At 42.5% G+C, this 13,033-nt stretch carries 11 protein-coding genes, 1 tRNA gene and 1 pseudogene; 8 read left to right on the forward strand and 5 right to left on the reverse strand.

Annotation, left to right across the window (positions count from 1 at the left end):
- Positions 1–27 precede the first annotated feature (27 nt).
- The 5 genes and pseudogenes from SYN7509_RS0217300 (at position 28) to SYN7509_RS0217320 (ending at position 5,659) form a co-directional block, all read left to right on the forward strand.
- Positions 28–528: a DUF4112 domain-containing protein gene (locus SYN7509_RS0217300; RefSeq protein ID WP_009633386.1), complete on the forward strand. Its 501-nt coding sequence runs from the start codon at positions 28–30 to the stop codon at positions 526–528.
- 44 nt (positions 529–572) lie between these two features.
- Positions 573–1,586, forward strand: a complete 1,014-nt coding sequence (locus tag SYN7509_RS0217305; RefSeq protein WP_009633387.1) for a cysteine hydrolase family protein — start codon at positions 573–575, stop codon at positions 1,584–1,586.
- Between the two features lie 70 nt (positions 1,587–1,656).
- Positions 1,657–2,790: pseudogene (locus SYN7509_RS26265) on the forward strand (universal stress protein).
- 42 nt (positions 2,791–2,832) lie between these two features.
- Positions 2,833–3,996 carry an anhydro-N-acetylmuramic acid kinase gene (locus SYN7509_RS0217315; RefSeq protein WP_009633389.1) on the forward strand — a complete coding sequence of 388 codons (1,164 nt, stop codon included), beginning with the start codon at positions 2,833–2,835 and terminating at the stop codon, positions 3,994–3,996.
- Positions 3,997–4,102: 106 nt separating this feature from the next.
- Entirely contained in the window at positions 4,103–5,659 is a 1,557-nt protein-coding gene (locus SYN7509_RS0217320; protein WP_009633390.1) for a serine/threonine-protein kinase, read from the forward strand.
- A gap of 166 nt (positions 5,660–5,825) precedes the next feature.
- On the opposite strand, the gene SYN7509_RS0217325 is transcribed toward SYN7509_RS0217320, so the two are convergent.
- From SYN7509_RS0217325 to SYN7509_RS0217340, 4 genes are all read right to left on the reverse strand, one after another.
- On the reverse strand, positions 5,826–6,014 hold the full coding sequence (locus SYN7509_RS0217325) for an NblA/ycf18 family protein (protein WP_009633391.1): 189 nt from the start codon (positions 6,012–6,014) through the stop codon (positions 5,826–5,828).
- 321 nt (positions 6,015–6,335) lie between these two features.
- Positions 6,336–8,015, reverse strand: coding sequence for an ABC1 kinase family protein (locus SYN7509_RS0217330; protein ID WP_028954402.1), 1,680 nt, complete (start codon positions 8,013–8,015; stop codon positions 6,336–6,338).
- A gap of 175 nt (positions 8,016–8,190) precedes the next feature.
- Positions 8,191–8,517 (reverse strand): DUF6825 family protein, encoded by a 327-nt coding sequence (locus SYN7509_RS0217335; protein ID WP_009633393.1) that lies wholly within the window; start codon positions 8,515–8,517, stop codon positions 8,191–8,193.
- A 113-nt stretch (positions 8,518–8,630) separates the two neighbouring features.
- On the reverse strand, positions 8,631–11,288 hold the full coding sequence (locus SYN7509_RS0217340; RefSeq protein WP_009633394.1) for a CBS domain-containing protein: 2,658 nt from the start codon (positions 11,286–11,288) through the stop codon (positions 8,631–8,633).
- Between the two features lie 130 nt (positions 11,289–11,418).
- Between SYN7509_RS0217340 and psbZ the strand changes: the two genes are divergently transcribed.
- The 3 genes from psbZ to SYN7509_RS0217355 all read left to right on the forward strand — a co-directional run bounded on the left by psbZ (position 11,419) and on the right by SYN7509_RS0217355 (position 12,387).
- The gene (gene psbZ / locus SYN7509_RS0217345; protein ID WP_009633395.1) at positions 11,419–11,610 is read left to right on the forward strand and encodes a photosystem II reaction center protein PsbZ; all 192 of its coding nucleotides are present in this window, start codon (positions 11,419–11,421) and stop codon (positions 11,608–11,610) included.
- A 90-nt stretch (positions 11,611–11,700) separates the two neighbouring features.
- Positions 11,701–12,252: a 6,7-dimethyl-8-ribityllumazine synthase gene (gene ribH, locus SYN7509_RS0217350; RefSeq protein WP_009633396.1), complete on the forward strand. Its 552-nt coding sequence runs from the start codon at positions 11,701–11,703 to the stop codon at positions 12,250–12,252.
- A gap of 63 nt (positions 12,253–12,315) precedes the next feature.
- Positions 12,316–12,387: transfer RNA gene (locus SYN7509_RS0217355), tRNA-Gly, on the forward strand.
- A 176-nt stretch (positions 12,388–12,563) separates the two neighbouring features.
- Here SYN7509_RS0217355 and SYN7509_RS0217360 read toward each other — a convergent pair.
- On the reverse strand, positions 12,564–13,010 hold the full coding sequence (locus SYN7509_RS0217360; protein ID WP_009633397.1) for a MarR family winged helix-turn-helix transcriptional regulator: 447 nt from the start codon (positions 13,008–13,010) through the stop codon (positions 12,564–12,566).
- Positions 13,011–13,033 lie beyond the last annotated feature (23 nt).

Genomic DNA, 13,033 nt, shown 5'->3' on the forward strand with positions numbered 1-13,033 from the left:
ATAGATAAAGCGCGATAAATTAGGTCTATGTCTCAACCTGTTCAATTTGCCTCTATGGTTGCTCCCTCGAAACTTGCTACTCTCAACCGTTTGCGTAAGTTTAGCCGCTTGCTAGATAGTGCTATTGGCATTCCGGGGACAAAGTTTCGGTTTGGCTTAGATCCCATATTAGGACTAATCCCCGGTGCGGGAGACTTTTTAGGTACAGTCCTTTCAGCTTACTTAGTAATAGAAGCGGCGCGGCTAGGTTTACCCAAAGAAACGTTACTTAAAATGGTGTCTAACATCGTTTTAGAAAGTGCTGTAGGTACGCTTCCAGTAGTTGGGGATTTGTTCGATGTGGCTTGGAAAGCTAACACCAAAAACTTTGAATTAGTCGAAGCTCATCTCAATATTCCTCAAGCAGTTGAAAAGAAAAATCCCTGGTTTATTTTTCTCCTGATAGCTGGATTATTTATATTCAGCGTCGGTATCTTAGCGATTAGCTTTTTTACGCTCAAATTGTTGATTAGTGTCATAACTGGCTAAAAATATAAAATTGAAGTAAGCCCTTAAACCTTGCTTGCTTATATATGGAAACCAAAACCCAGTTACCAATTCCCCCACACTTCGATGCTCAAAAAGTAGGAGAAGTTTGGCGCGTACCTTACCTTGAAAGAGCAGAACAAGCTAGAGACTGGGCAAAAAAGTATAATATTAAGCCAGCTTTTGAGGACAAAGAGCGAACTTGTTTGCTATTAATCGATGTGCAAAATACTTTTTGCATTCCTGGCTTTGAACTGTTTGTAGGCGGACAATCGGGAAATGGTGCTGTAGAGGATAATAAAAGGCTGTGTGAGTTTATTTATCGCAATTTAGGGTCAATAAGCGCGATCGCACCTACCCTTGATACTCACACAGCAATGCAAATTTTTCACCCGATATTTTGGATAAATGCCGCCGGAAATCACCCCACCCCTGCCGCTACCAATATCACGCCAGAAGATATCGAACAAGGAAAGTGGAAAGTCAACCCCGCCGTTGCCTATAGTTTAAAATCCGATTACGAAACGCTGCAAAACCACGCCCTGCATTACGTCAAGCAATTAAGTCAAAATGGTAAATATCCATTAACCGTCTGGTTTTATCATTCTATGCTTGGTGGTATTGGTCACGCTTTAGTTTCCGCCGTAGAAGAAGCTGTATTTTTCCATTGCATTGCTCGCGACAGCCAAACTCAGTTTGAAATCAAAGGTAATAATCCTTTAACAGAAAACTACTCAGTTTTGCGTCCTGAAGTGCTAGAAGGTGTAGGTGGAAAGCAACTAGCGCCAAAAAATACCCGCTTAATTGAACAATTACTAGCATTTGATAAAGTAATTATTGCCGGACAAGCAAAAAGTCATTGTGTAGCTTGGACAATTGACGACTTACTAACAGAAATTAACCAAATAGATCCACTTCTGGCACAGAAGATATACATTTTGGAAGATTGTACAAGCCCTGTAGTAGTCCCCGGCGTTGTAGACTACACCGAACAAGCGGAGTCAGCCTTTGAAAAATTTGCTAAGGCGGGAATGCACTTAGTAAAATCAACCCAATTTTAAACTTCCCTTGTCTTGCTAAGTCCAAAGGCAAAATAAAAATTATTACCAATTACCAATTACCCATCCAGCAATGACTTCTACAAACTCTTTTATTCGTTCAGCGCGTCGGGGTAAACATAAAATCTTTATTGGGATGGCTCCAGGGGTAGGCAAAACTTACCGAATGCTTGAAGAAGCCAAAATGCTCAAACAAGAGGGAATTGATGTCGTTATTGGCTTGCTAGAGACTCACGGGCGCAAAGGAACGGCTCTTAAAGCCCTCGATTTAGAAATAATCCCCCGCAAACAAATTGAGCGCGGTGAATTGACACTAACCGAGATGGACACTCAAGCAATTATCGAGCGATCGCCTTCTTTAGTATTAGTAGATGAATTAGCTCATACCAACGTCCCCGGTTCTCCCACAGAAAAACGCTACCAAGACGTGGAACTAATTTTAAATGCTGGTATTGATGTCTATTCTACGGTGAATATTCAGCACCTAGAAAGCCTTAATGACCTAGTAGCTAGGATAACTGGGGTTGTAGTCCGCGAACGAGTCCCCGATCGCCTGTTGGAAGAAGCTGACGAAGTTGTTGTAATTGATGTTACCCCCGAAACTTTAATTGAGCGCCTCCAAGACGGTAAAATCTACGCGCCGCAAAAAATTCAACAGTCTTTACAAAACTTTTTTCAACGCCGCAACCTAATTGCGCTGCGAGAATTAGCGCTACGGGAAGTCGCCGACAATGTAGAAGATGATGCCATTTCTTCCACTCCCGCCGGAAAATTTTGCAATATTCACGAACGAGTTTTAGTTTGTGTCTCCACTTATCCCAATTCTATGCAATTATTGCGCCGGGGAGCGAGAATAGCGGGCTATATGAATGCGCCGCTTTATGCCTTGTATGTTGCCAATGAAGATCGCTTTCTTACCAAAGAAGAAAGCTTGCATATTGAGACTTGCGAGAAACTATGTCGAGAATTTGGCGGCGAATTTATCCATATTAAAGACCAAAATATTCCCAGTGCGATCGCTCAAGTTGCCCAAGAAAAACATATTACCCAAATTGTGATTGGCGAAAGTCAGTGATCGCGGTGGAAAATGTTATTTCAAGGCTCTTTGACTCAACAATTGATGCGATTGCTGAGAAATATTGACTTGCACATCATCGCCACTGAAAAAATAACCGCCCCATCCTTATCGAAGGCAGAGCTTAAGTAGGCGATCGGGTTTAAACTCTAAAAATAAAAAACTAACTTTATTATGACCCGTGTAATTGGTTTAATCAGTGGGACATCCGTAGATGGCATTGATGCAGCATTAGTAGACATAACAGGAACAGAATTAGACTTAAAAGTTGAGCTTTTAGTTGGGGAAACCTATCCTTACCCAGAAAAATTGTCAGCGCAAATTTTGGCAGTTGGCGGCGGCAAAGAACTATCAATGGCAGAACTAGCAGTGCTTGACGACGAGATTGCTTGTAGCTTCGCCCAAGCTGCCCTAGATATTCAAAAGCATGGCGGCGCGTCACTAATTGGTTCTCACGGACAAACAGTCTATCATCGACCCCTTGACCCCACTACTCCTCATTCTTTAGCTTATAGCCTCCAACTCGGTAGGGGCGACTTAATTGCTCAACTTACGGGAATTCCAACTATCAGCAACTTTCGCGCCGGAGATATCGCCGCCGGGGGAGAAGGTGCGCCCTTAGTGCCAAAAGTAGACGCTTATCTTCTCAGTCATCCAGAAAAATCTACCTGCGTTCAAAATCTAGGCGGGATTGGAAACGTAGCTTACTTACCTCCTCGCAGCAATCCCCATTGGCTAGCAGAAATTCGCGGATGGGATACAGGCCCAGCAAATTCCCTAATTGACTTAGCCATGCAGCACTTAACCGATGGCGCTCAAGCTTACGATCGCCATGGGCTTTGGGCAACAAGCGGTAAGCCTTGCGATAAATTAGTAGAGCAGTGGCTGGGGCAAAATTTTTTTGGACAGTCACCACCAAAATCTACCGGGCGAGAGTTATTTGGTGCGTTATACCTCCAAGAATGTTTCGCGGATATGGAAGCTTACAAACTTAGTGCCGTCGATAAAATAGCTACTCTTGCCGAATTGACTGTTGCCTCAATCGTGCATAGCTACCATACTTTTTTACCTCAACTGCCGAATCGAGTTTTATTATGTGGTGGTGGTAGTAAAAATCTCTATATCACTAATCGGCTGCAAACCCTTCTACAAAGCTCCGCCGTAATAACTACCGATGAAGTAGGATTAAGTGCAGACTTTAAAGAAGCGATCGCCTTTGCTGTGTTAGCCTACTGGCGCAATCTGGGTATTGCTGGCAATTTACCCACCGTTACTGGTGCAAGACAAAAAATGCTCCTAGGAGATATTCATCAAATTTTTGACAATATTATTAGTTAGTACAGTAAAGAAAATGGGTATCCTAAGTTCGTCACTGCTTAATTGCTGTAAAAATTTAGCTCGTTGCTTACAAGCTCCCAATTGATTGAATAGTTACTCTCCTCCTATGACAGATCCCAACATTGGTCGTTTATTAGCTAAACGCTATCAGCTTCAAAAATTAATCGGCACTGGAGCGATGGGGCAAGTTTATTGTGCCAATGATATTTTGTTGGGTGGCGTACCAGTAGCTGTCAAATTTCTCGCCCTGTCAATTCAAAACAAAAAAATTCGTGTCAAAGAGCGCTTTGAGACTGAAGCAAAAACTTGCGCCCTACTAGGACAAAAAAGCATCCATATCGTCCGCGTCATGGATTACGGTGTAGACGAACATGACACTCCTTTTTATGTGATGGAATATTTGCAAGGCGAAAACCTCAATGATGCGGTTCGTTTGCAACCAGTTACTTTAGCTAGGTTTTTAAGTTTGGCGCGGCAAATCTGCTTGGGCTTACAATGCGCTCACCAAGGTATTTTGGTTGATGGGGCAATCTGTCCAATTATTCACCGGGATATTAAGCCTAGCAATATGCTTGTAGTCCAAGATCCAAGTTTTGGTGAATTGGTCAAAGTATTAGATTTTGGAATTGCTAAACTAATCCAGGGTGATAGCAACCAAACTAAATATTATTTGGGGACTCTAGCTTATTCTTCCCCGGAACAAATGGAAGGCAATGATATCGATCCGCGCTCTGACATCTATAGTCTGGGCGTGATGATGTTTGAAATGATTACAGGTAGTATGCCGTTTCAAGCAAATACCGAGTCCTTTGGCGGTTGGTACAAAGCTCATCACTTCCAAATTCCGCGTTCTTTTGCCTCTACTGGTACTAAATTAGTTATCCCCAAAGAGGTAGAAGATTTGGTACTTAGTTGTTTGGCTAAGTCTCCTGACGATCGCCCCCAAACTATCGGGGAAATTCTTGAGGCGATCGTCGCTTTGGAACAAAAACAAAGTCTGGTAGTTGTATCTAATCCTTCACCACCCTTACCACTCCTTCAAGAGGAAAGTATTAACCGCTCTCTAACGATGGGAGTGCCATTTTTAGATCGATCTTTTTCTGACGATCCAGTTTTTCAACCTACAGCCTGGCCCAAAAATAAGCCGATCGCCGATATTGTTTTTCCCCAACCCATTCGCACTAAAGGCGAAATTATTTCGGCTCTTTGGGTGATGTTACCCCAACAGGAAATTCAAAAGCGCTTGCAGGGGACACGCTTTAATCAATTTTTGTTTATCAGCACTCCTCACCCAATGATGTTGTGGATTACAGCACTTTACAATGCCCAACACGGTGTTAAGTGGCTGGCTTATTATATGGACTTAAAAACTCGTCAAGGTCAAGAAATAACTAGATTATTAGGAGAATCTGGTTCTTACCGTTTGTTGCTATTTGCTAGGGAGTCCCCGGAGTGTGTTTGTAAGACTTTGTTAATGGCGATCGCGCCTTTGCAGCGCCAACAATTGCAACAGTGGGTGATGACTAGCCAAAATCTGGTTTCTGTTGCCGAGGCTCAAGTTAGTAAAAGTCTTCTCCGGCAAGAGTTTGAGAAGCTGAAACCGCAGATTTTAGCCAAGTTGCAACCTTCTGGTTTGGACTCGGTTTTTAATGTAACTTTGTAGCGCTATATTTTTGGCGTGACAATTATTATAGTTACCAGCTTAGAGGTTTTTTCCACCTTAATAGTTTTAAAGTAACGCCCCGACAGCCCCAGCCATTTTCTGCCCGCAGAATTCAGCTAGAGAAGGAGGTCGCCCTTAGTGGACTGTTAAAAAACATTAGCTGAATTTAAACTCCACCTTCAAAACCCCATTGGTGCTTGATTAGCTCCTTGTAAGTAGCTTCGCGCATCACCATTTGTTGATATAGCTTCACTAAAAAGTCTTGAGCTTGTTCGTGACTCATTTGCTGTACTTGAGTTTCAAAGGAGCGAATGCTGAACTGTTGTTCTAGTGATAGTTCAATTGGGTTACTCATGATTGACTCCAACAAAAAATATAGAGGCGTTAATAGCATTTCTGCTTAAGAGCTTGGCGCTTTGTCAAAACTAACCTTGCTGTATTAAAAAATATAACAAAGATTTGACAAAATGCACCTACTTCTAAATGTGTAATTCCATATAAACCTTAAGAGATAAATTTCACAATAGTGTTAATACGGAAAACTACAGGTAGTTTTAGCAAGTTGACAAGCTCAAAAATGCTTAAACTGAACAAAGGTAAGTATATGTACTTAAAAAACCGCAGCAAAGATTTCTTTGCTGCGGAATTGGTGATTGGAAACTGCTTAACCCATTACCTAAAAGGTTTTATCGTAACGATCGAGTTGGATAATTGTCCGCATCAAAACAACCCCCAATGCTGCCGCCGCGATCGCGGCAATTCCTGCCAACCACAAATAACGATTAATTAGTAATAGAGTTGCCGATAAAGTCAAAGCGCTAAGTACCAAGGCATAAATAGTAGCTAGTCCAATATTGCTTTGACGACGCAGCAAGCGCTCGGTTTCAATGGAACGGACACGCATCCGAATATCGCCGCGTTCTAGCTTGTCTAGGGTGTCTTCTAGCCGTCGCGGTAAGCCGAGTGCTGTGGTGCTGACTTGCGCCGCCTGACGACCTAATTCATTGAGAAAAGTATTTCCTTGAGAACCATTACCGTTTGTCATAATTTCCATTGCAAAAGGCTTTGCAACCTCCATAAAACTAAATTCTGGATCTAAACCTTTGCCTACACCTTCCAAGGTTGAAAAAGCCCGCATGACAAAGGTAAAGGTAGCGGGAAAGCGAAAAGGCTGATCGTAAGCAATCTCATAGAGGTCTTCACTAATGGCGCTGACCGATTGATTTTCAAAGGGTTGATCCATAAAGTGATCTAACATATATTGAATCGAGCGCCTTACTGGGCCCATATCATCGGTAGGTGCGATCGCTCCTAATTCCACTAAAGACGCAACTACTTGACCCGCATCTTTTTGAGCAATACCAAACAGCGTTTTCATCAATTGCTCTCGCACATCTGTACGAATCTGTCCCATCATCCCGAAATCGTAGAAAATCAACGAGCCATCGGGACTTACAGCCAAATTACCAGGATGGGGATCGGCGTGAAAAAATCCATGATTAAGCAACTGTCTTAAGTAAGATTCTGCTCCTTGACGTGCTAGAAGTTTGCGATCTAAACCCGCCGCTTCCAAGGCTTCGTAGTGACTGATTTTAATGCCTGGGACGTATTCTAAAGTCAGCACTCTGGGAGACGTATAGCGCCAATAAACTCGCGGTACTTTTACCCAATCGTGAGCGCGGAAATTGCGGCGAAAGGTATCGGCGTTGCGTCCTTCATTTAAGTATTCAATTTCTTCCCATAAAATTCGGCAACACTCATCATAAATTCCTAGCCAATCTCTACCTCTACCCCATTCTGGGTGACTTTGAAAGTAACGAGTAATACCTTTAAGAATTCCTAAATCAATCTCAAATAATTTTTTTAATCCGGGACGCTGAACTTTAACAGCGACAATCTCTCCAGAATGCAGGGTAGCTTTGTGAACTTGTCCTAAACTAGCAGCCGCTATGGGAATTGGCTCGAAATTTTGGAATAGTTCGGGGATGGTTTTTCCTAACTCCTGCTCGATAATATTTTTTGTTTGCTCGTAACTAAAAGCCGGAACTTTGTCTTGAAGTTTGACAAGTTCATCAACGTATTCGCTGGGAAATAAATCGGCGCGAGTAGAAAACAATTGACCGACTTTAATAAACGTTGGTCCTAGTTCTAGCAAAGTGTTACGAATCCAAACCGCTTGCTCAATCCGTCTAGCCTTGCGTTTTTCTTCCGTAACTCCGCCGGGATAGCTCCAAGATTTTTTGTTGACCCAAAAACCCGTCATTAAAGACAGCACAAACGACCATATGTCAAAAAAGCGCCGATTTCGGGAGTAATTGTTCCGATTCCAGCGATAGGCATTATCTTTATACACCATCGAACTACGTTTGCGGTCAGACTTAGTTTTGATGGAATTTTTGACAGGAGGAGAAAGAGACACTCGAATTCCTAATCGTTATTTTTGCAGGAGGTTAGAAAATGCAGCAGCAAGCCATTAAGATTTTTAGGGTAAATTATCCCTACAAACACAAATTTAATTATTTTTCCCAACTTTAAGTAGAACTACTACGGTGACGTTGTAGTTCTGCTCTTAGTAGAGCAATTTCGGCTCTAAGTTCGTCAATTGTCGCTTGTACGTCTGTGGGCGCTGAACCGGGAGAGGAAACTGTTGTAGTGCTAGAACCACTATAATTGTTTGCTGTTTCTCGGTTAGCTCTTTCCATGACTTCCGTTGTAAACTGGCGCAGGCGTTCGCGCTGTTCGGCATCAAATTTACCTAGTTCGCTTAAAGCATCGGTTAAAGCGTTTTCTAAATGTTCGTTAGCAATTTCAGCTACAGCCCGACCAACAAAAAAGGCATGAATTAAAGGATTAGTCATAAATTGTTTCAACGCTCCATACGCGAAAATTATAGCTTGGTTGTTTAAGTCGCCGCCTCCACCGTAGTAGAGATTGAGGGAGCATCAGAAACTAAAAACTTCTTTACTTTACTTTACAATGGATAGTGAATAGATAAAAACTTTTCAGCGCTAGAGCGATCGCTTATAATTCCGTCTAAAGTCGCCGCAAGTAAATCTTCTAACATTTGCCGAAACTGTGGACTTGGTTTGTAGCCTAGTTTTTTGAGGTCATCACCATTAAGCGGCGCTTGAATATTTGCCCAACAATGAAGGTATAGCCAAATTTGACGGCGAACAGTTTTAGAAGTGCGTACCATAACCAACATTAAAGTCGCTTCATCGTAGGGTTTCAGTAGTTGGACTACTTGACTTTTGGGTGAAGTTGGTAGTAATTCTCTAACTTTAGCTTCTGCATCCGCTAAATTTTCTAGCCTTTTAATACTGTCATCGGGCAATTGTAAGTTTTTGGCTACTAAACCGCGCTCTATTGGTAGTAACTGAGCGATTAATACTTCTAGTCGTAACAACCAACTAGGAGAGAAACCGCGTTTTAATAGTTCTAAAAGCCGTAACTGCTGCCATAGAGTGCGATCGCATTTTAAATCGGGATGAATGCACTTTGTCGCATCCAAGTCTGCGAGTAATCTTAGTCCAGCTTGCCAATAAGGCGATCGTAAAAGGTATTTTAACTCGCTGCGGAGACGAGTTTGCAAAGCGGGTCTAGTTTTATGATCTGTTTGGCTATAAACGCCGCTAGAAATGGCGTAACGAATATACTCAATAGTGCGCTGTTCAATTTCAAAACCCAAACGTACAGCAAAGCGGACAGCGCGATAAATTCTTGTAGGATCTTCAATAAAACTATTGGCGTGTAAAACTCGAATTTGTTTGGCTTGCAAGTCTCGCATTCCGCCAAAAAAGTCTAATAATTCCCCCTCACGCGGATTAGTTAGCCGCATAGCCAAAGCATTAATTGTAAAATCGCGCCGATACAAGTCTTGACGAATAGAACTTGCTTCAACTTCAGGATTCGCCGCCGGATAAGGATAAAATTCCGTTCGCGCGGTAGCAATATCTACCCATAAAGAATCTAAAATTGGGTCTTTATGCCACAACAAAGCCGCCGTTTGAAAAGCGCCGTGTACTTCTAATCGAGCTTGAGGGTAAGATTTTTGTAAGGCTTGAGCAAGTTCTACCCCCGCGCCTACATCTGTAGCACTATGAAAGCCATCAACTACTAAATCAATATCTTGAATTAGTACCGCCGCCTCTCCCTGAGCTAACAATAAGTCTCGGACAGCGCCACCAACTAAGTACAAATGCCAACCGCGTTTTTCTGCGGCTACAGAAGCAGTTTTCAGCAGAGTTTGTAAGGCTGGATTTAGACGATTATTGAGTAAATTGAGCAGAGAGGGATTAACAACTAGGGAATTATCGTTATTTTGGATTTTTCGGGCTTTTTCTTGGTGCATTTCCCGTAATATATCGGTGCGCGTCACTATACCCACCAATTGACCCGATTTTAAAACAGGTAAGCGCCCAATATCGTGAGTTACCATCGTTTCTTGAATTTCCGGTAAAGTTGTAGTGGGAGTAATAGTTTTTACATTTGTAGTCATGTAGCCCTTAACGGGAGCGTGACTAAAGCCGTGATGTAAAGCGATATCAATATCTCGCCGCGATACAATCCCTACTATTTTAGCCGCTTCATCCACCACCGATAAACCCGAATGACCGTAGCGCAGTAAAATTCTTTGAGCTTCTGCAATCGTCGTTTCTGGCAATATAGTCCGCACTGGAGACGACATTAAATCTCGCGCTGTGGGTGGGTGGGGAACTTGATTAATAAAACTGTCTACCAATTGCTTTAAAGTTTCCTCTGTAGCTACTCCGCGCAAAGATAAAGACGCAGCTTGATAATGACCACCGCCACCCAAGGGTTGAAACAAAGTATTGAGGTTTGTTTGGGGAATTTGCGATCGCCCAATTACTGTTAACTTATCTTTATAGCTTGCCCCTAATAGGATTGCGTCACTTTCCGTTAGCTGCATTAATTGCGAAATTAACCCCGATAAACCCGGTACATGGTCGGAAGTTTTGAGCATTACCCAACCAACACTGTAGCCATTGATTTTTGTGGTTTGCAGGCTATTAATTGCCGTTAATAGTAGTGGCTGTAATTGTTTGGATAAACCCGGCTCTAGGTACTCATTAACCATTGCTAAGGAGGCTTTTTGCTGCATCAACCACGCCAAAGCTTGAGCATCTCGCGCGGTAGCAGTGGGAAAGGTCAAAGAACCCGTATCGACATGAATACCTAAAGCCATAACTGTCGCTTCCGCAACGGTGAGGTCAATATTGGCTGTTTGCAATTCTTCGACAATTAGCGTCGTAGTTGCACCTACATCCGCTATGTTTGTTTCTGTAGCCGGAATATCTAGCTGACTATCCAAATGATGGTCGTAAACGATTACCGATTCCAACTGCGGTAAATCCAACCATTCGGCGACGACTCCCAAACGAGTCTTATTTTGCGTATCTACTACCGCAATTAGTCTAATTTGTTCGAGATTAACGGCGCGGCGCTCAATAATTGCATACTCATCTTTATGCAGTGCCAAAAAATCCCGTACTACTTGGTGACAGCCGCCAGGGATAACAATTCGGCTACCTGGCAACAAGCGCGTCAAACCTACTGCCGCTCCCAGCGTATCAAAATCGGCGGTGGTGTGGCACAAAATTAGATTCATCTGGGCAAAAATTCTTTCTCTACTCTTACTTTCTATAGTGGCTCAATTTCTGATAGCGTAACTATAGGAAATGCTAGAAACATAGCAAGTTTTATACTCAATTTTTTTTGTCCCCCTAGGAGAAATATCAATGTTCACAATCCTATTCCAAATTGCTTTACTAGCCCTAGTTGGCTTATCCTTTGCAATGGTTATTGGCGTTCCCGTTGCTTACGCGACTCCCCAAAGCTGGAACGAATCGAAAAAATTGCTCTGGCTAGGCTCTTTTGCCTGGATTGGGCTAGTATTTTTGGTAGGTGCTTTAAACTTTTTGGTTGCTTAAGTTAGGCTGTAGCTATTAGCTTATTTTTGAGTCTGCAATTGCCCAAAAAGCTAATAGCTAATTTTTGTATTGTTTATGTGAGAGAGATTGATGGCAGTTTTTGAGGGGACTTTTACTCAAACCGAACCGTTACGACTAGCAATAGTGATTGGGCGATTCAATGACTTGATTACAACTAAGTTATTAGAAGGCTGTCAAGATTGCCTGAAGCGTCACGGTGTAGACCCCAATCCTCACGGTACTCAAGTAGATTATTTTTGGGTTCCTGGTAGTTTTGAAGTTCCTTTAGTCGCCCACCAAGTAGCTTTAACTGGGCGCTATGATGCAATTATTTGTTTGGGTGCAGTTATTAAAGGTCAAACTCCCCACTTTGACTATGTAGCGGGAGAAGTGGCTAAAGGGATTGCGGCGGTAGGTTTTCAAACGGGAGTCCCGGTAATATTTGGGATTTTGACTACTGATACCATGCAACAAGCAATGGAAAGAGCAGGCATTAAAAGCAATAAAGGCTGGGATTATGCCATGAATGCTCTAGAAATGGCGAGTTTAATGCGTAGTATGCGCGCTAGCAGCGATTATAATCAATTGCCATCGTCGTTAAAAAGTGCCTCGGCGCAGCTAAGTGAGTTGACGGCGGAATAGTTTGGGCAAAAAGCTTGACATTAATTCTTAAATTTGAGAGAATGAGTTTCGCGGTCAAAAACTGCGGGTATAGCTCAGTGGTAGAGCGTCACCTTGCCAAGGTGAAAGTCGCGCGTTCGAATCGCGTTACCCGCTTAAAAAACTCATATTAAATGCGGCGTTGTATTGACTCCAAAACTTTGAATCATAGGCTATAGCTATTTGTTGTCGATGGGAAAAGGGAGCTGTTGATACATTAAATTGATCGGGAAGTATCAAGACTTGGGGATGCTTTACATTAGGACTGCATATGTGGGTTTGAGTAAAAAGGCTTATTTTTGTTTTCCCAGCTTCTTACACAAGCGCCCTAGCTCTGCTTGTTCGTCTAAGCTCAAAATCTTCATTTGCTCGGCGATCGCCTCTACATGAGCCGGGAATATATCGCTAATTAGCTGTTTGCCTGCCGGGGTAAGGGATACAGATATACATCGGCGATCGCCTACTTCGCGATCGCGTTTTACTAACTGTCGTTTTTCTAAGTTATCAATTACTAAAGTAATATTTCCGCCACTTTTAAGTAATTTCTCGGCTAAGTCGCGTTGGTGCATTGCGCCCAAGTGAAGCAATACTTCTAGTACGCCAAACTGAGTAACCGTTAGCTTATAAGTTTCTAAATAAGGCTGGAGGCGATGAGTTACTGATTCTGTGGCTCTAACGAGTTTAATGTAAGCATCTAAAGCTGTAACTTCCTCAATTGTTCCTAAATATCGAGTTCCCATTAAATATCTTTACATTGAATTAT

It is taken from the genome of Synechocystis sp. PCC 7509, assembly GCF_000332075.2.
In the GTDB taxonomy this organism is placed as follows: domain Bacteria; phylum Cyanobacteriota; class Cyanobacteriia; order Cyanobacteriales; family Chroococcidiopsidaceae; genus Aliterella.